This is a genomic window from Streptomyces sp. CA-106110 (genome assembly GCF_050936285.1).
Lineage (GTDB): Bacteria > Actinomycetota > Actinomycetes > Streptomycetales > Streptomycetaceae > Streptomyces.
This window is the reverse complement of the sequence record NZ_JBNJNB010000001.1, coordinates 10317045-10334162: the sequence shown is the minus strand read 5'-3', so window position 1 is coordinate 10334162 and position 17118 is coordinate 10317045. Positions and strand designations below refer to the sequence as shown.

At 70.8% G+C, this 17118-nt stretch carries 16 protein-coding genes, 1 tRNA gene and 2 pseudogenes; 11 read left to right on the top strand and 8 right to left on the bottom strand.

The genetic code is table 11. From position 1 onward, the window contains the following. The first annotated feature begins 267 nt into the window (after nt 1–267). A complete protein-coding gene (locus ACQEXA_RS47765; RefSeq protein WP_432924325.1) occupies nt 268–1314 on the top strand; it encodes a 4Fe-4S dicluster domain-containing protein in 1047 nt (348 codons plus the stop codon). Continuing rightward, nucleotides 1311–2324, top strand: a complete 1014-nt coding sequence (nrfD, locus tag ACQEXA_RS47760) for an NrfD/PsrC family molybdoenzyme membrane anchor subunit (RefSeq protein ID WP_433132991.1) — start codon at nt 1311–1313, stop codon at nt 2322–2324. Before ACQEXA_RS47765 ends, nrfD begins: the two co-directional genes overlap by 4 nt. Nucleotides 2325–2350: 26 nt before the next feature. Here nrfD and ACQEXA_RS47755 read toward each other — a convergent pair whose 3' ends face one another. Both ACQEXA_RS47755 and ACQEXA_RS47750 read right to left on the bottom strand, forming a co-directional pair. Continuing rightward, a complete protein-coding gene (locus ACQEXA_RS47755) occupies nt 2351–3037 on the bottom strand; it encodes a haloacid dehalogenase type II (RefSeq protein WP_432924329.1) in 687 nt (228 codons plus the stop codon). Between the two features lie 189 nt (nt 3038–3226). Beyond that, the gene (locus ACQEXA_RS47750) at nt 3227–3379 is read right to left on the bottom strand and encodes a hypothetical protein (RefSeq protein ID WP_432924331.1); all 153 of its coding nucleotides are present in this window, start codon (nt 3377–3379) and stop codon (nt 3227–3229) included. Here ACQEXA_RS47750 and fdh point away from each other — a divergent pair. Beyond that, nucleotides 3378–6638 (top strand): formate dehydrogenase, encoded by a 3261-nt coding sequence (gene fdh / locus ACQEXA_RS47745; protein ID WP_433132989.1) that lies wholly within the window; start codon nt 3378–3380, stop codon nt 6636–6638. The two genes, ACQEXA_RS47750 and fdh, sit on opposite strands and share 2 nt — an antisense overlap. Nucleotides 6639–6662: 24 nt before the next feature. Here the strand turns inward: fdh and selD are convergent, their stop codons facing one another. Further along, on the bottom strand, nt 6663–7685 hold the full coding sequence (selD, locus tag ACQEXA_RS47740) for a selenide, water dikinase SelD (RefSeq protein WP_432924335.1): 1023 nt from the start codon (nt 7683–7685) through the stop codon (nt 6663–6665). A gap of 209 nt (nt 7686–7894) precedes the next feature. On the opposite strand from selD, the gene ACQEXA_RS47735 reads away from it, so the two are divergent. The 7 genes and pseudogenes from ACQEXA_RS47735 to ACQEXA_RS47705 all read left to right on the top strand — a co-directional run bounded on the left by ACQEXA_RS47735 (nt 7895) and on the right by ACQEXA_RS47705 (nt 11347). Continuing rightward, nucleotides 7895–7987: transfer RNA gene (locus ACQEXA_RS47735), tRNA-Sec, on the top strand. A gap of 78 nt (nt 7988–8065) precedes the next feature. After that, nucleotides 8066–8239 carry a hypothetical protein gene (locus tag ACQEXA_RS47730; protein ID WP_432924337.1) on the top strand — a complete coding sequence of 58 codons (174 nt, stop codon included), beginning with the start codon at nt 8066–8068 and terminating at the stop codon, nt 8237–8239. Nucleotides 8240–8673: 434 nt separating this feature from the next. Continuing rightward, nucleotides 8674–8982 carry a hypothetical protein gene (locus ACQEXA_RS47725; protein WP_433132987.1) on the top strand — a complete coding sequence of 103 codons (309 nt, stop codon included), beginning with the start codon at nt 8674–8676 and terminating at the stop codon, nt 8980–8982. 200 nt (nt 8983–9182) lie between these two features. Next, a pseudogene (locus tag ACQEXA_RS47720) lies at nt 9183–9344 on the top strand (WhiB family transcriptional regulator); the annotation flags it as partial. 226 nt (nt 9345–9570) lie between these two features. Further along, nucleotides 9571–10500 carry a helix-turn-helix domain-containing protein gene (locus ACQEXA_RS47715; protein WP_432924341.1) on the top strand — a complete coding sequence of 310 codons (930 nt, stop codon included), beginning with the start codon at nt 9571–9573 and terminating at the stop codon, nt 10498–10500. A gap of 80 nt (nt 10501–10580) precedes the next feature. Further along, nucleotides 10581–10742, top strand: a complete 162-nt coding sequence (locus ACQEXA_RS47710) for a hypothetical protein (protein WP_432924342.1) — start codon at nt 10581–10583, stop codon at nt 10740–10742. Continuing rightward, entirely contained in the window at nt 10739–11347 is a 609-nt protein-coding gene (locus tag ACQEXA_RS47705; protein WP_432924344.1) for a hypothetical protein, read from the top strand. Before ACQEXA_RS47710 ends, ACQEXA_RS47705 begins: the two co-directional genes overlap by 4 nt. Before the next feature lie 52 nt (nt 11348–11399). Here ACQEXA_RS47705 and ACQEXA_RS47700 read toward each other — a convergent pair. The 3 genes and pseudogenes from ACQEXA_RS47700 to ACQEXA_RS47690 all read right to left on the bottom strand — a co-directional run. Further along, nucleotides 11400–11513 (bottom strand): annotated as a pseudogene (locus tag ACQEXA_RS47700) (DUF6233 domain-containing protein); the annotation flags it as partial. A gap of 336 nt (nt 11514–11849) precedes the next feature. Then, nucleotides 11850–12104: a GntR family transcriptional regulator gene (locus tag ACQEXA_RS47695; protein WP_432924346.1), complete on the bottom strand. Its 255-nt coding sequence runs from the start codon at nt 12102–12104 to the stop codon at nt 11850–11852. Nucleotides 12105–12307: 203 nt separating this feature from the next. Beyond that, nucleotides 12308–12442, bottom strand: coding sequence for a hypothetical protein (locus ACQEXA_RS47690; RefSeq protein ID WP_433132985.1), 135 nt, complete (start codon nt 12440–12442; stop codon nt 12308–12310). Between the two features lie 473 nt (nt 12443–12915). On the opposite strand from ACQEXA_RS47690, the gene ACQEXA_RS47685 reads away from it, so the two are divergent. Continuing rightward, nucleotides 12916–13395: a hypothetical protein gene (locus tag ACQEXA_RS47685; protein ID WP_432924349.1), complete on the top strand. Its 480-nt coding sequence runs from the start codon at nt 12916–12918 to the stop codon at nt 13393–13395. 450 nt (nt 13396–13845) lie between these two features. Here the strand turns inward: ACQEXA_RS47685 and selB are convergent, their stop codons facing one another. Together selB and selA are read right to left on the bottom strand one after the other, a co-directional pair. Beyond that, the gene (gene selB, locus ACQEXA_RS47680) at nt 13846–15678 is read right to left on the bottom strand and encodes a selenocysteine-specific translation elongation factor (RefSeq protein ID WP_433134769.1); all 1833 of its coding nucleotides are present in this window, start codon (nt 15676–15678) and stop codon (nt 13846–13848) included. Continuing rightward, on the bottom strand, nt 15678–17066 hold the full coding sequence (gene selA / locus ACQEXA_RS47675) for an L-seryl-tRNA(Sec) selenium transferase (RefSeq protein ID WP_432924351.1): 1389 nt from the start codon (nt 17064–17066) through the stop codon (nt 15678–15680). The genes selB and selA overlap by 1 nt, the downstream gene beginning before the upstream one ends. Nucleotides 17067–17118 lie beyond the last annotated feature (52 nt).

Genomic DNA, 17118 nt, shown 5'->3' with positions numbered 1-17118 from the left:
TGGGCACACTCGGGATACGGGGTACGGGGAGGCCCGGACCCTGCCGGCCGCGGCCGACCGGCCTGTCGTACGCGAGAAACCTCAGCCTCTGGCACAAGGGGACGCGATCCGGCGGCGGCGCCGAGGACACCGGGTCAGCGACGCCCTCAGCAGCGGTACTTCGGCAGGACGGTGGAAGTGACGGGCCCCGAGGGACACCGGCACCGGGTCGCGGTGGCACCTGCCGGCCGGGCGCCGGCGACGCGCGAGGGAGAGGGAGGTTCGGGCATGGCCCAGGGCAGCGCCGCGGAGGTCGGCGGAGCGGACGAGGAAGCGGTGCGCGGCAACTTGCTGTTCGGTCCTGAACCCGACGTGGCGCGGGCGTCCGGGTATCCGGACGCCCCGCCGCGCATGGGCTTCTTCACCGACACCTCCGTGTGCATCGGCTGCAAGGCGTGCGAGGTGGCCTGCAAGGAGTGGAACTCCGTACCCGAGGACGGCCTCGAACTGACCGGCATGTCCTACGACAACACCCAGGGCCTCGGCGCCGACACCTGGCGGCATGTGGCGTTCATCGAGCAACGCAAGCCGCTCGGCGGCCAGGAACCCGGTGTCGGACACCAGGACTTGGACGTCTTCGACGCCGCCCGGCACCTTGGCACCTCCCCGTCGTCCCCCGGCCCCGGCGCCACCGTGCCCCCGCCCGGCTCCGCGCCCGCGGGCGCACCGAACGGAGCCGTCTCGCCCGTGTCACCGGACGGACGCACCGAACTTCGCTGGCTGATGGCCTCGGACGTGTGCAAGCACTGCACACACGCGGCCTGCCTGGACGTGTGCCCCACCGGGTCGCTGTTCCGCACCGAGTTCGGCACGGTGGTCGTCCAGGAGGACATCTGCAACGGCTGCGGTTACTGCGTGCCCGCCTGCCCGTACGGCGTCATCGACCAGCGGCGCGAGGACGGGCGGGCCTGGAAGTGCACCCTGTGCTACGACCGGCTCGGGACAGGGATGGAGCCGGCCTGTGCGAAGTCCTGCCCGACCGAATCCATCCAGTTCGGGCCGCTCGACGAGCTGCGCGAACGCGCCAATGCCCGCGTCGCCCAGCTTCATGCGACCGGCATCACCGACGCGCGCCTGTACGGCGAGGATCCCGAGGACGGTGTCGGCGGTGACGGCGCGTTCTTCCTGCTGCTGGACGAGCCCGAGGTCTACGGGCTGCCGCCGGACCCGGTCGTGACCACTCGCGATCTGCCCGCCATGTGGCGGCACGCGGCGGCGGCAGCCGTGTCGCTGGCCGCACTTGCAGCCGTCGGGTTCCTCAGGAGGCCGCGATGACAGGTTCGGACGTCACCCGCGACGGTGTGGAAGGGGCCCGCCCCGGACGCGACGCCCTCACCGGAGCGCACACCGGTCGCCGTCGTCGCCGCCGCGGCGAGCAACCCATGGTGCCCGACGCGCAGTTCTCCTCCTACTACGGCAAACCGATCCTCAACAAGCCGACGTGGGAGCCCCTCGACATCGCGGGCTATCTCTACCTCGGCGGTCTCGCCGGGGCCTCCTCTCTGCTGGCCGCCGGAGGACACGCCACGGGACGCCCGGCCCTGGCCCGGACGGCGAAGCTGGGGGCGGCCGGCGCCATCTCGCTGTCGCTGGCCGCACTGGTGCACGACCTCGGCAGGCCCGCCCGCTTCGTCAACATGCTCCGCGTCTTCAAGCCCACCTCCCCGATGAGCGTGGGATCGTGGCTGCTCGCCGGCTACGCACCCCTTGCGATGACCGCCGCGGCGACCCATGTCGCCAACCGGTACCGCATCATCGCCGCCGTCTCCACGGCGGGCGCCGCCGCCCTCGGACCGGCCGTCGCCACCTACACCGCCGTGCTCATCACCGACACCGCGGTGCCGTCCTGGCACGAGGGCTATCGCGAAATGCCGTTCGTCTTCGCGGGTTCCGCCGCGAGCGCCGCGGCCGGACTGGCGCTGGCCTGTTCGCCGGCGCAACAGGCACGGCCGGCTCACCGCATGGCGGTACTGGGGGCTGCTCTGGAGCTGGGCGCCTTCCGGCTGATGAAGCGACGCCTCGGGCTTGCCGCCGAACCGTATGAGCGGGGAAAGCCGCACATCCTGCTGCGCTCGGCCGAGGCCCTGACGGCAGGCGGTGCCGTCATGGCGGCGTTCGCGAGCCGGCGGGGAACGCGGTGGCCGGCCGCGGCGGCGGGTGCGGCCCTGCTGGCCGGCTCGGCGGCCCTGCGCTTCGCCGTCTTCCACGCCGGAGTGGCCTCCGCCGAGGACCCCAAGTACACCGTCGTCCCGCAGCGGGACCGGTTGAAGGCGCGCGAGGGGTGACCGCACCGCCACGGCCGTCCGCGGCTTCAGGCAGATCCCAGTTGCCCGGCGAGGTCGACCATGTCGACGGCCACCCGGTCGGCGGCGTGCAGGGCGGCCGGGTAGGGCTCGGGAGTCCGCCGGATCCAGGCGGCGGACAGCCCCGCCCGCACCGCACCGTCGAGGTCCCATGGATGCACGGAGACCAGCATGGCCTCGCCGGCCTCGACCGCCATGGCACCGAGCGCGTGGGCGTAGGCGCTCGGCGCGGGCTTCCAGCGGCCCGGGGCGCGGACGTCGAGGTGCATCTCGAAGCAGTCGGCGAGCCCGGCCCGCTCCACCACCGCCCGGGTCGTACCGGCCGAACCGTTCGTCAAGGTCACCAGACGGAACCCGGCCTCGTGAAGGGCGCGTACGCCTTCGGGGACGTCCGGGTGCACGGGCAACTCGGGCAGCGCGTCCAGCACGTGGTCCACGGCCGCTCCGGGGTCCGGCCCGCCAGGCCGTTGCCGGGCCAGCAGGGTGCGCAGCACGTCCCGGGCCACATCGGCGAAGGAGACGCTGCCGCCCGCCAGCGACACCGCGATGCCGTCGCGCAGCACGCTGACGAACCACACCGGCAGCAGGTCGCCGGGCAGACCGATGTCCGCGAGGCGGGCCGCGAGCGGGCCCATGTCGGTGAGGGTTTCGTTGACGTCGAAGACCACGACGGACGGACGGCCTTCAGGGGACATGCAGATCACCGCCCGGCACCCGGACCACGAGGGCGTCCGCCACCATCCGATCACTCCCGTTCGCACTGTTCGAACCGCGGCCACCTGGACAATACGGGCACAGTCCGTGAGTCCGCGTGCTGACACACCGCCGACCGCAGTGCCCCCGCAGCGGTGGTCCACTCCTCATAGGCCCACGACGTACCGGTTTCACCCGACCCCGGCCGGGTACCCAGCGGTGGCACCGAGAATCGGGACCTTCGGGAGCAGGCAGGACACCTCGTCGGGCCGCGCCCCACCGGCCGGGCGGACGAGCACGAACGGCGGACCCGTACCGAGCACCACCGAAAGGGCCAAGGACATGGGCGTACGCACATGGATCGACTCCTGGCCGGTCTACCGCCAGCTCAAGGGAACAGATCCCCTGGGCCGCGGAGCCGCCGCCAAGAGCGGTGCCGGCGCGCGGGTCACCGCACGGACGGCCACCGCGGACCGCGTGGTCAAGTCGGTCTGCCCGTACTGCGCCGTCGGCTGCGGCCAGAACGTGTACGTCCAGGAGGGACGGGTCACACAGATCGAGGGTGACCCCGACTCCCCCATCTCCCGTGGCCGTCTGTGTCCCAAGGGCGCGGCGAGCCTTCAGCTGACCACGGGTTCCGCCCGCGAGCACCAGGTCCTGTACCGGCGCCCGCACGGCACCGAGTGGGAACGTCTCGACCTCGACACGGCGATGGACATGATCGCCGACCGGGTGATCGAGGCACGCCGGACCGGCTGGGAGTGGGAGGTCGACAACCTCCGAACCCGGCGGACGCTCGGCATCGCCAGCCTCGGCGGGGCCACCCTGGACAACGAAGAGAACTACCTGCTCAAGAAGCTGTTCACCGCCCTGGGTGCCATTCAGATCGAGAACCAGGCACGTGTTTGACACTCCTCCACGGTTCCCAGTCTGGGAACCTCGTTCGGACGCGGCGGCGCGACCACCTTCCAGCAGGACCTGCAGAACTCCGACTGCATCGTCATCCAGGGCTCGAACATGGCCGAGTGCCACCCGGTCGGGTTCCAGTGGGTGATGGAGGCCAAGGCCCGCGGAGCGAAGGTGATCCACGTCGACCCGCGGTTCACCCGCACCAGCGCCCTGGCCGATGTGCACGTGCCGCTGCGCGCGGGTTCGGACATCGCCTTCCTCGGCGGGATCATCAACTACGTCCTGGAGAACGACAAGTACTTCCGCGACTACGTGGTCGCCTACACCAACGCGCCCGTCGTGCTGCGCGAGGACTTCCGCGATACCGAGGACCTCGACGGAGTCTTCTCGGGTCTCGACCCCGACAGCCGCAGCTACGACAACGGCACCTGGCAGTACGCGGGTACGGAGATGCAGGCGGCTTCGGGTGAGCGTGACCTGGAGTACGACAAGCGCACCGAGGGCGGCGGGTCCCTCGCCGAGGCCGCGCGTGGCGAGGCCCACGGCTCGGGCGGCGCCGACATCGGTGAGGGCGAACCGGAGCGCGACGAGACCCTGACCCATCCGCGCTGCGTCTTCCAGGTCCTCAAGCGGCACTACGCCCGCTACACCCCGGAGATGGTCGAGGAGATCTGCGGTGTGCCGCAGGACGTGTTCCGGCAGGTCTGCGAACTGATGACGGAGAACTCCGGACGCGAGCGGACCACCGCCATCGCCTATGCGGTCGGCTGGACGCAGCACACCGTGGGGGTCCAGTACATCCGTGCGGCCTGTGTCCTGCAGGGCCTGCTCGGCAACATCGGCCGCCCCGGCGGCGGCATCCTCGCCCTGCGCGGACACGCCTCCATCCAGGGCTCCACCGACATCCCCACCTTGTTCAACCTGCTGCCGGGATACATCCCGATACCGCACGCGCACCAGAACGAGGACCTCGACACGTTCGTGCAGGCCGAGGCCGCGCGCAAGGGGTACTGGGGCAACATGCGCGCCTATCTGGTGAGCCTCCTCAAGGCGTACTGGGGCGACGCCGCGACCTCCGACAACGACTTCTGCTTCGACTACCTGCCGCGGCTGACGGGCAGCCACTCCACCTACGAGACGGTCACGGCCCAGCTGGAGGGCACCTGCAAGGGCTACTTCCTCATGGGGGAGAATCCCGCGGTCGGCTCGGCCAACGCCAAGATGCAGCGGCTGGGCATGGCCAACCTGGACTGGCTCGTCGTACGCGACTTCTCCCTGATCGAATCGGCCACCTGGTGGAAGGACGGCCCGGAGATCGAGACCGGAGAGCTGCGCACCGAGGACATCCGCACCGAGGTGTTCTTCCTGCCGGCCGCCGCGCACACCGAGAAGGACGGCAGCTTCACCAACACCCAGCGCCTGTTGCAGTGGCACCACCAGGCCGTCGAGCCGCCCGGCGCATCCCGCAGCGACCTGTGGTTCACCTTCCACCTCGGGCGCATCATCCGGGAGAAGCTCGCCGCCTCCACCGACCCGATGGACCGGCCCGTACTCGATCTGACCTGGGACTACCCCACCAAGGGCAAGCACGCCGAACCGGAGGCGGAGGCGGTCCTCGCCGAGATCAACGGCCACGACGGCGACGGCGACCCGCTCGCGTCCTACGAACAGCTCAAGGCCGACGGTTCCACCGCCTGCGGGTGCTGGATCTACTGCGGGGTGTACGCCGACGGCGTCAACCAGGCGGCCCGCCGCAAGCCGGGCAAGGAGCAGAACTGGGTCGCGGCAGAGTGGGCCTGGGCATGGCCTGCCAACCGCCGGATCCTGTACAACCGTGCCTCCGCCGACCCGGACGGCAAGCCCTGGAGCGAACGCAAGGCACTGGTGTGGTGGGACGAGGGGCAGTCGCAGTGGGCCGGCCACGACGTCCCCGACTTCACGAAGGACAAATCACCCGGCTACCGGCCGCCCGAAGACGCGACCGGCCCGGAGGCGCTCTCGGGCACCGACGCGTTCATCATGCAGGCGGACGGCAAGGCGTGGCTGTATGTGCCGGCGGGCCTCACCGACGGTCCCCTGCCCACCCACTACGAACCGCAGGAGTCTCCCTTCGCGAACCTTCTGTACCGTCAGCAGCGCAATCCGGTACGGCAGTTGCGGCCGACGCACCCCGGCAACCGCTACCAGCCCAGCGGTGGCGAACCCGGATCGGAGGTGTTCCCCTATGTCGCCACCACCTACCGGCTCACCGAGCACCACACCGCGGGCGGCATGTCCCGTTGGCAGCCCTACCTGGCCGAGCTGCAGCCGGAGTTCTTCTGCGAGGTGTCGCCGGAACTCGCCGCGGAGCGCGGGCTGGAACACACCGGCTGGGCGACGATCGTCAGCGCCCGCAACGTGATCGAGGCCCGGGTACTGGTCACCGACCGGATGGCGCCCCTGAGGGTCCAGGGGCGGACCCTGCACCAGGTCGGGCTTCCCTATCACTGGGGGCCGAACGGCTACACCACGGGGGACGCGGCAAACGAACTGCTCCACTTGGCCCTCGACCCCAACACCCATATCCAGGAGTCCAAGGCCTTCGCGTGCGACATCCGGCCGGGACGCCGCCCAAGGGGCCCGGCCGCCGTCGAGTTCGTGCGCGCCTACCAGGCTCGGGCGGGCATCGGGGAACGCACCGGCACGGAGATCTGACCCACGAGGGGCCGGCCGCGGGTCTCACGTGAGCACGATCGAGTGCGACCCGCGCCGGACCAGTTCCCCGACCACCGGCGCCCCGGGCACCTCCCCGGCCACCAGCAACCCGCCGGAGGTCTGCGCGTCGGCAAGGAGGAGCCGGGTGTCGGCGTCCGTACCCCCGAAGTCCGTGAACGGGGTCACCCATTCGAGGTTCCGCTTGGTGCCGCCGCTCACGTACCCGTCCCGTACGGCCTCCCGTGCGCCGTCCAGATACGGAACGGCGGCCGTGTCCACCACTGCGGTCACCCCCGATGCCCGCGCCAGCTTGTGCAGATGGCCGAGGAGCCCGAATCCCGTGACATCGGTGGCGCACACCGACCCGGCCGCCAGAGCCGCGGCCGCGGCATCGCGGTTGAGGGTCACCATGGTGGCGATCGCCTGCTCGAACCGCTCCCCCGTGGCCTTGTGCCGGTTGTTGAGCACGCCCAGGCCCAAGGGCTTGGTGAGCGACAGCGGCGTTCCGGGCCGGCCCGCGTCGTTGCGCAGCAGCCGCGCGGGGTCCGCCAGTCCCGTCACGGCCATGCCGTACTTGGGCTCCGGGTCGTCGACGCTGTGCCCGCCGCCCACATGGCAGCCGGCCTCGGTGGCCACGTCCAGACCGCCGCGCAGCACCTCGCGGGCCAGGTCGAAGGAGAGCACGTCGCGGGGCCAGGCAAGAAGATTGACGGCGAGCACAGGGCGGCCGCCCATCGCGTACACATCGGAGAGGGCGTTGGCGGCGGCGATGCGGCCCCAGTCGTACGGGTCGTCCACGACGGGGGTGAAGAAGTCGGCCGTGGACACCACCGCTTGGGCGGGGGCACCTTTCTGGGCGGGCAGGGCGACGACGGCCGCGTCGTCGCCGGTGGCCAGACCGACGAGAAGCGGCGTGTCGCCCGAGGCGGGCGAGAGAGTCAGTCCGCCGAGCACGTCCTCCAGCTCACCGGGCGGGATCTTGCAGGCGCACCCGCCTCCGTGGGCGAACTGCGTGAGCCGTACGGGTGTTTCGCGCGTGGTGGTCATTGCGGGGTCTCCAGGAGGGGGTGTCGGGTGCGGCCGCACAGCTGTGCGCCGTGCGTGGAGGGGGATCGCCGTACGGCCTCGTCGAACCTGTCGCGATCCGGTCCCGTCCGGGATCTCGGCCCGGTCTTGTCCGGGATCGCACGGCCGTGTCGACTCGGCGGTGTGGCCGACGAGTGCTGCGGAGCCTTTCGGGTAGCCTCACCAGCGGTGGAGGCGTGTGGGTGCCTGGTGGCCCTCCCGGTCTTCAAAACCGAGGTGCCCGAGGATCTCGGGCAGGCGGGTTCGATTCCCGTCCGCCTCCGCTCTCTAGCCGCAACAATGCAAAGCCCGGCCAAACATGGGCCCAACGAGACTGCCTCCACTCCCCTACCCTCCCCCTCATGGCGAGCATCAGACCGCGTAAACGCAAGGACGGAACCGCGATCTACCAAGTCCGCTGGCTCCAAGGCGGCCGAGGCGGCGACTGGGAGGGCGAGAAGTTCGGCGACGAGGAGTCGGCCGAGCAGTTCAAGAGACTCGTCGACGCACACGGCCAGCAGTGGCCGCCCGGATAGGTCAAGGGCAAGGGCTTCGTCGAGGAGCCGGTCCAGCCGGGCGATATGCCTCTCGCCGACTGGGCGCACCGCTGCATCGATCGCCTTACCGGCATCGCCGAGCGGACCCGCGGGGACTACCACCGCGACGTGGACAACCATTTCTCGATCATCCGCCACACCGAGCCCGCTGGCCGCGTTGTCGACGCCACCATCTGCAATCTGACTGCGGATGACGTACAGGACTGGGTGCGCGCGGAAGAGGCCGGCGAGCGCGATGCGGACGACCCGCAGAAGTGGAAGCGGCGCAAGTCGCGCCCGAAGAGCATCGCGAACCGTCATGGGCTGCTGTCGAGAATCGTTCAGGTGGCCGTCGAGGCTGAGCCGCCGCTGCGGTCCAAGAGCTGCTGCCGAGGGACGCGGCTGCCCCGAGTCGACGATGGCATCGATGAAGAATGTGCTTCCCCGAGCACGACGAGTACGCGCGTATCGCAGCCGAGATCGCGGATCCTCATGCCCGGGACCTCGCGGACTGGCTCGTCGGCACCGGAATGCGGTGGGGCGAGGCAACAGCGCTTCAAGTCACGGACGTCAACCTGCACCGGAACACCGTGAGCGTGCAGCGCGCTTGGAAGCGGGAAGCACCCGGCGAGGGAGGACCGTCGTATTTCCTCGGCCCGCTGAAGACCAGGTTCCGCGAGCAGGCGAAGAGGATCACCACGAACTCCGTGGAGAACGGGCAGGGCGACAAGCCTCTGTCATAGCGCACCGCCGACTGCATCGCCCACTTCGAGGGCCTCGGCGTCACCGTCGAGCAGTTCGAGGACAACCGCAACCGGCCCTCGGGCAAGTGGACGAACCTCGATCTCGGGCAGCTCCAGATCATCGCCGAGTCGGTCCGCCGCGGTGAGGTCACGGTCGACGAGGAGTTCCCGCAGCAGCGCGTCACGGTCGGCGAGATCCCGCCGTTTGCCACGGCTGGCCGCTACAGCAGCAGTGCGGACAATGGGCCCTTGAAACCCGGCAACAGTGGGGCGTGTGGGGCGGTCTGAGCGAGAACCAGCGCCGCAAGATCCTGAAGCGGCGCGGCGTCCGCCTCCTCGAGGCCCCGGACGGCAGCGGATGACCGACGGCGGCAGCGCTCGCCGCGCCCGGACGCCGCCCTCCTCGACGTCACGGCGAACAAGCACACCGACGCCGATCTGAAGGAGCACCGGCGCCGCAAGGAGCAGGCCCGCCGCGACGAGTACGTCCGCTAGCCGCCCACCGTCCGGGGCGGCCGTACAGCGGGCGCCCCGGGCCGACCGGACCTTGCCAGATCGGTTCCGCAACATCACTAGAGAAGCCTCGAGTTGAGCACTGACGACCGCGTGCAGTCCGTCCGCAACGCGTGGACCAACGCCCTACGGGCCGAGGTGCTGCGCGTCGGCCGGACCATCCCCGAGGTCGCGCGCGCCGCCGCGGTCGGCATGTGGATCGCGACGTACACCGACGCCGACGGCTCCAACGCGTTCCCCGCACGGGACACCCTCGCCACCCTGTCCGGCCGCTCACAGGAGACCGTCACACGCGCCGTCAAGGTGCTCATGGGGGTTGGGCTGCTTACCCGGAAGCGCCGGTCGAACGCGTCCACGGTCTACCAGTTGCTCATCCCCACCGGCCGCCCTGACTGGGCGGCTCACATCCATCACATGACCGACACCCGGCAGCGCCGCGCCCGCCAATTGGAGAAGGAGCGGCTCGTCGCCGCACTCACCCGGACAGCGTCCGCGGACGCCTTCCGGACAGCGTCCGCGGCGGGGGTCTACCAAGTACCCCCTACCTACGGTAGGGACCCACTCCCTGAGCACGACTCGGCTGATCACTCACCCAAGCCACAGACGCACGCCGGCGAGGCAGCGAAAGACGACGAGTCCTCGAGGGGTGAAGGCCCGGCGGACACCGCGCCGGCCGAGCAGCCCGCAGCCGCGCCCGCGTTCGGCCGCTGCCGCGAATGCCACATCCCCCTCATCCGCCCCGTCCGCGACCTCTGCCACGGATGCGAGCGCGCCCACACCGACCACGAGAGGCACAGCGCATGGCCGCATACCACCGCCTCATGGCCGAGCAGTGGCCCACCGGCACATTCGGCGACGCTCTGCCGCCTAAACCGCCACCACCCGAACCGCTGCACTACGTCCCCAGATGGACACCCGACGAGCAAGCCCAACACCGCGCCGACCTCGAACACGCCCTCGACGGGTGGCACTGGGACAACGACCCCCGACACCTCCGCCTCATGACCGACCATCCAGACCAGACAGCCGCATGACCGCCGCCGCACCCGGTTACGGCCGCCCACGCGCACAGAGAGGAACAACACGTGATCGCTGTCCTCGCGTTCGTCGCCGTCGTCATCCTCACGGCCGGCATGCCCCTCGCCGCCCCGGCCGTACGCCGCCGTATCGGTCCCTCGTGGGCCCGAGGCCCCATCCGCGCCCGCATCTACTCCCGCTTCCGCACCCGGAAGGACACCACCACATGAGCGACGTCTGCACTGCCACGCTCGCCGCCGGGGACCGCGAACCGCTCCGCTGCACCCGCCCGGCCGGGCACCCGACCAACCACGTCGGGCCCAAGCTGGGACCGGAGGGGTCCACGTGTTGGTACGACCAGGCGATCGGCGCCACTCCGCACAAGAAGCCGAAGAGCGCCGACCGCCACACGGTCGACACTATCGACAGCGACGCCCTCGACGCCCTGTACGACCGGCTGGAGCGTGCTGGTCACGCCGTCCGCGAGAACTACCGAGCCTGCGAATCCCTGCTCGAGCAGCTCGAAACGGAAACCAGGGCCAAGCATCGGGCCGTTGCCGCCCGGGACATGGCCGATGAGGGCATGGAAGCAGCCCGGAACCGTGCCGAGCAGGCCGAGGTCGAGCTCGAGCGCATTCGGGACCTGCTCCGCTCGGAGAACGACCGCGCCAACAAGGCCATCAAGCGGGAGGCCGTCCTCGAGGGGGAGATCGAGGCGCAGCGGGCCGTCATCGCCCGCGTGCGGCGCTTCGCTTTGCGGTGGGCCACCCTCCGCACCCACGACAGCGCCGAACTGCGCGCCGAACTCAACGTCACCGAGCAGCCCACCACCTGAGCGGCCTCGCGCGGCCGCGCGAGGCGCGCATGTCCCCGCTCGGCGCTGTGGGTCAGTCGAGGATTCCGAGCTCCGTGTCGGGCCGGCAGAACGGGCACGCCTCCACGGCAAGGTCCAGCAGCGCGACCTGCGCGTCGCGCGCATCGATCGGCTGCGCCGCACCCGGATGCGGGCAATCGTCCCATGTGGATCAGGACGCGCTCTGGGCCTACCACCTGCGTCCGCTGCTCAATCGTGAACCCGGTCGATCCGTCCTTCCCGGCGGCCCGTGCGGTGAGCAAGGCCCGCCCGGACCGGACTGCCCGGACGGATACTCACTACAGGCGCCGAGCTGGGACCCTGACGCCCTGGTCTGCCGGCGGAACGGCGCGCCCGATCCCAGCCCGAGCAACGGCAACGGCGGTCTGTTGTCGATCGGCCTCATTCCACCCCGCCGCGAGTACGCATGACGTCGCCTCCTTCCGCCTTCGCGTGGAAGGAGGCGCTTTCGTCATGTCCGGAGTCACTCGGGCGGCGGCAGGGCGATCACGAACACGCCCTTGCCCTGCACGCCCTGCACCAATCCCTCGGCCGCAAGTAGCTCGAGCGCGCTCTTGATGGTCCGCCGCGACACCACGCCTCCAGTCTCGGCCTCCAGCTCGGACTGGGAAGGAAGACGCCGGCCCACCGGGATCTCGCCGCGCCGGATGCGGTCGCGCAGCACGTTGGCGAGCTGCGCGTACATCGGCGTCATGGCGTCCCGGTCAAGCTCGATCATGCATCGACCGTAAGAGGACAGCCTAGCCTGGCATAGATCTACCTAGTCCGTCTGAGGACGTGCTAAGAGGTACTAAGTTGGCGTATGGTCACAGCATGTGAAAGCCCCCTCGGCCTGGCACGGCCTCGGGGGCATGGCGCCGACTGGTTGGAGTCGACATGCCAGAGCGTACAGACACCGCCCCACCTGGGGGGAGAGCAGCGCTACCCCTTCCGGGCGTAGGCGACCTGAGCGAGCAGCAGCAGCGCGGTGCCGAGTGCGTCTGGTGCAGGATCACCCTCACCGCCGAGACGGCCGTCGACCTCGGCGAGCGCCGCATCCGGGTTGGGGGCAGTCATGTCACCGCGTTCCCACGTGGCTGCCGCCCCTGCACCGCAGACGCCGCATACCGCGCACTCTTCGACCACACGCAGGTGAACCGGTGCGAGCACTGCGCCGACGACGCCGGCAGCTGCGAGACGCATATCGCGCTGCGCCGCCTGATCCGGGAGGGCCGCCGATGAACATCTGCGCACGCTGCGACAAGCCGATCAAGCCCGGCGAGGAGCGCACAACCGAGGCCATGCCCGGGGCGAGCGCCGCCGGGGCTGACGTCCAAATGCACACGGATTGCGAGCGCCCTCCCGTCGTGGCGCGCCCTCGAACCTACCTCCCGCAAGATCGAAAACCCTTTCCCCACGTGCGGCCAGTTGGCCGGTCACGTTCCGTGACGAGTTCTTGATCAAGATGTTGCCCCTGCGGCCAGCCGCAGAACGTATTGTTTCCGCTGCCCATACCGTGCCGGCAGTACACCATCTCAGGAGTTGTCGCTGTGAGTTCTGCTGTGCCTGTCGACGGACGTTCCGACTTCGACTTCATCTTCGGCCGCTGGCGGGTACGCAACCGCAAGCTGGTGGACGTCACCGACCTCGCCTGCGAGCAGTGGACCGAGTTCGACGCTACGGCGACCGCGGAGCCGATCCTCGGCGGGCTGGGGCACGTTGACCGCATCTGGACCGATTCCTTCGAGGGATTCACGCTGCGGCAGTTCGACCCGGATGCAAAGGTATGGCGGATCTGGTGGGCCTCCAGCGGTCGGCCGGGGCACCTGGACCCGTACGTCGAGGGCTCCTTCACCGACGGCGTCGGTCAGTTCTTCTGCGACGACGTCCTCGGCGGGCACAAGGTCAAGGTCCGCTTCCAGTGGACCGCCCATAATCCGGATGCCCCGCGCTGGGAGCAGGCGTTCTCGTACGACGGTGGAACCACCTGGCGCACCAACTGGATCATGGATCTCACGCGGGTCGCATAGGCAACTCTTCACACCCAGTAACCATCCGCGGCCAGATGCTTCCCCGCTAACTGGCCGCCGATAGGGAATTTCAACTGGCCGCTGTCACACGAAGTCGGCGAACGGGGCACCGATGTGCTTTCCCGCGACGGCGTGAGGGTTCCGTGTAGGTGAGCGATGCCAGCGGCGGACGGCCGCGGGCTCAACGTCGAGCGGGTAAGCGGGGGTTGCCCTCCCCCTCGATGAACGGCCCAGCCCGTCATGTCCCCCAAGCGATGGGTGATGGGTCGCGGCGCCCCCGCCTCACGCGGGGGCGCTGTCGTTTGCGGTCTATTGCACTCACCCGCCGGGAGACATGGGGGACCGCCTCGCCGACGCTTGGCCGCGGCCAAACGGAGCCAGACTCAGCAGCGTTGAGCGTCAGCGAGCGACATCGAATGTCACCTATTTGCCCTGATTCTCGGAGTCTTCTCAGGTCGCAATAGGGTCAATAGACGGGTTCGATTCCCGTCCGCCTCCGCTCCCCGCATCGGAACGGCACCGCCTCCGCTGGTCGTCCACTCGCTCCGTGTATCCCCTGGCGTCCAAGAATTCGAGCAGCGGCACGGCGACCCGGCGAGTGGTGTCCAGGGCCCGGCGGGCCTCGCTGAGCGTGAACGGCTGCGGCAGCCGCCGCAACACCGCCGCGGCCTGGTCGCCCGCTTCCGGAAGCAGCACGATCCCGTCGGTCACCATGAGCAGCGCTCCCGCGGCGACCGCGGCGGCCAACGCCTTTCGGTTGAGCCCCAGTTCCTTCAGCCGATCCGCCTCCGGCGCCCGGAACGGAGCCTGCGACAGGTCGCACCGTACCGCCTCGACGGCTGCCGCCAAGGGCGGCGGGAGGGTCGGTCTGAGACTGCTGGGCCCGTACAACCTGCCTTGCCTACACACCAGTTCGGATGGGCCCGGCAGGCCGGCGAGCGCGTCGACCAGGGACCGGTCTGGCAGCCCGAGCAGCCTGCGTGCCGCCTCGGCCGGCAGGCCCGGTTCCAGCGGGTGCTGCTCGGCGTACCGCTCCGCTTCCGCCCCGAGGCGCTCGCGCAGTTCCGCCCAGTGGACCTCGTCGGCCAGCCAGTCCCCCGCCACGGGCATGGTGGGCACCGGCACCCCCATCGCCGACAGCTCGGAACTGCGGACGAGTCGCCGCCGCCGCAGTTCTCCGGCGCCGTCCGGCCGGCCGGTCATGTCGGCCAGCTCGGCCGCCCTGGCCCGCCCCGCGCCACGGCGGGTCAGCCGCGGCGGCTGCACATCCAGCACCGTCACGCCGCAGGGCATACGCCGGCCGCCCGGCTCCCGCAGGACCGCCCGGTCTCCTACGCGCAAAGGCAGTGCCTGGCGCAGCGTCAGTCTGGCGGTGTCCTCGCCCAGCGGACGGACGGCCGCCACGACGGCGCAGGTGCCGATGTGCAGAACGACCGTGCGGGGCAGCTCGCGGGCCGGTTCACCGGCGATCCGGACGTCGATCACCTCGGTGACCAGCCAGCGGTCCGGTGTCAGCAGAACCTGCCCCCGGCGCACGGCGCCGTCCACGGAGCCGTGGAGGTTCACCGCCACCCGTGCCACTGCGCGGACGTCGGCCCGCTCCTCGTGCAGGCACTGCAGACCACGCACCCTCAGGACGGCCGATCCGTCCCCCGTCACCAGTCGGTCGCCTACGCGCAGCGTGCCCGCGCCGAGCGTGCCGGTCACCACGGTGCCGTGGCCGCGTACCGTGAAGGCGCGATCCAGCCACAGGCGCACGTCCGCATCGGCGGGCGGCTCGGGCAGCGAGCGGGCCAACCGGTCCAGCTCTGTGCGCAGTTCGTCCAGTCCGGCGCCGGTCACCGCGCTCACCGCGACGGACGGCACCTTGCCCAGGGACGTGTCGGCGATGCGCTCGACGGCGTCGGCTCGCACGGGCTCGGGGTCCGCCAGGTCGGAGCGGGTCACCGCCAGCACGGCGTGCCGCACCCCGAGCGCGTCGAGGACCGCGAGGTGCTCCTGCGACTGTGGCTGCCAGCCCTGGTCGGCGGCCACCACGAACAGCACGGCGGGCACGGGGCCCACGCCGGCCAGCATGGTCGCCACGAACTTCTCGTGGCCGGGTACGTCGACGACGGCGATGTGCTCCTCGTCCGGGCCGAGCCGGGTCCACACGAACCCGAGGTCAAGGGTCAGGCCCCTGCGCCGCTCCTCCTTCAAGCGGTCGGGTTCCATCCCGGTGAGCGCACGGACCAGGGCGGACTTTCCGTGGTCGACGTGCCCGGCGGTGGCCAGGACCCGCATCACGCCTGCCTCTCCGCGGTCGCCCGCACAGCCTCGGCGAGCCGTTCGTCGTCCTCGGGGGGCACGGCCCTCAGGTCGAGCAGGCACCGCCCCGCCTCCAGGCGACCGACCACGGGGGTGGCGCCGGTACGCAGGACGGCGGCGTAGGGCTCCGGCAAGGAGACCGCGGCGCTCGGCAGGGTCACACCGGGCGCACCGCCACCGCCCACCGTGGCCAGGCTCTCGACGGCCCGTGCGTCGATGCCGTCGCGGCTCAGAGCAGCCACGAGCCGGTCGGCACGGCGCACGAGCCCGCCCGGGTCGGCGGCCAGAGCGGTGGCCGTCGGGGGCGGCGGGCCGGTGAGTGTCGCCTCCAGCGCGGCCAGGGTCAGCTTGTCCACGCGCAGGGCGCGCGCCAGTGGATGGCGCGACACCGTGCGGACCAACTCCTCTTCGCCCAGCAGCAGTCCGCACTGGGGCCCGCCGAGGAGTTTGTCGCCGCTCGCGGTGACGAGTGAGGCACCGGCCCGCAGTTGGGTCTCGGCGTCGGGCTCCTCGGGCAGCGATGGATGGGGAGCGAGCAGGCCAGAGCCGATGTCGGCCACGACCGGGGCGCCCAGCGCCGCGAGTTCGCCCACGTCGGCGGCCCGGGTGAACCCGGTGATACGGAAGTTGGAGGGATGCACCTTCAGCACGAAACCCGTCTCCGGGCCGATCGCGGCGGCGTAGTCGGCCGCTGTGGTGCGGTTGGTGGTGCCGACCTCGCGGAGCCGCGCCCCGGTGGACACCAGCAGGTCCGGCAGCCGGAAACCGTCCCCGATCTCCACCATCTCGCCCCGGCTGATGACGATCTCCTTGCCGGCGGCGAGCGCGGTGGCCACCAGCACGAGAGCGGCGGCGCCGTTGTTGACGACATGCGCGGCGGCCGCGGACGGCACCCGGTCGCACAGTGCTCTCAATGCCGTACGACCGCGGCGGGCCCGTACGCCGGTCGGCAGGTCCAGCTCGACGTCCGTGGGCCCGGCGGCCTCCTGAACCGCCTGCCGGGCCGCGGCCGACAGAGACGCCCGGCCGAGGTTGGTGTGGAGCACGACGCCGGTGGCATTGATCACCGGCCGCAGCCCGCCGGGGGTACGGGGCAGCAGGGCGACCGCCGCGTCCTCCACCTGCTCGGGCGGGATGCGACCCTCCCGTGCCTGTTCCTGCGCCTGCCGGACCGCCGTCTTCACCAGGTTCGATCCCAGCCGGACCACCGCCTGCGACAGCCGCGGATCACGCAGCACGGCGTCGGTGCGGGGGATCCGCCGCCGCACGTCGGCGTGTTCGTGACGCCGGGTGGGAGTGGCGGTGTCGGATGCGGCCGCCGTCGCCTCGTCCCCGGTCCTCACCTGTGTGACCCGCTGCTCCATGCAGCCCCTCCACTCCGGCACGGCCGTTCCCTGTGCGGGGACACCTCATCGT

Coding starts and splice junctions, on each gene's coding strand:
- ACQEXA_RS47765 (WP_432924325.1), top strand. CDS start 268: ATGGCCCAGGGCAGCGCCGCGGAGGTCGGCGGAGCGGACGAGGAAGCG.
- nrfD (WP_433132991.1), top strand. CDS start 1,311: ATGACAGGTTCGGACGTCACCCGCGACGGTGTGGAAGGGGCCCGCCCC.
- ACQEXA_RS47755 (WP_432924329.1), bottom strand. CDS start 3,037: ATGTCCCCTGAAGGCCGTCCGTCCGTCGTGGTCTTCGACGTCAACGAA.
- ACQEXA_RS47750 (WP_432924331.1), bottom strand. CDS start 3,379: ATGTCCTTGGCCCTTTCGGTGGTGCTCGGTACGGGTCCGCCGTTCGTG.
- selD (WP_432924335.1), bottom strand. CDS start 7,685: ATGACCACCACGCGCGAAACACCCGTACGGCTCACGCAGTTCGCCCAC.
- ACQEXA_RS47730 (WP_432924337.1), top strand. CDS start 8,066: ATGGCGAGCATCAGACCGCGTAAACGCAAGGACGGAACCGCGATCTAC.
- ACQEXA_RS47725 (WP_433132987.1), top strand. CDS start 8,674: ATGTGCTTCCCCGAGCACGACGAGTACGCGCGTATCGCAGCCGAGATC.
- ACQEXA_RS47705 (WP_432924344.1), top strand. CDS start 10,739: ATGAGCGACGTCTGCACTGCCACGCTCGCCGCCGGGGACCGCGAACCG.
- ACQEXA_RS47695 (WP_432924346.1), bottom strand. CDS start 12,104: ATGATCGAGCTTGACCGGGACGCCATGACGCCGATGTACGCGCAGCTC.
- ACQEXA_RS47690 (WP_433132985.1), bottom strand. CDS start 12,442: ATGACTGCCCCCAACCCGGATGCGGCGCTCGCCGAGGTCGACGGCCGT.
- selB (WP_433134769.1), bottom strand. CDS start 15,678: ATGCGGGTCCTGGCCACCGCCGGGCACGTCGACCACGGAAAGTCCGCC.
- selA (WP_432924351.1), bottom strand. CDS start 17,066: ATGGAGCAGCGGGTCACACAGGTGAGGACCGGGGACGAGGCGACGGCG.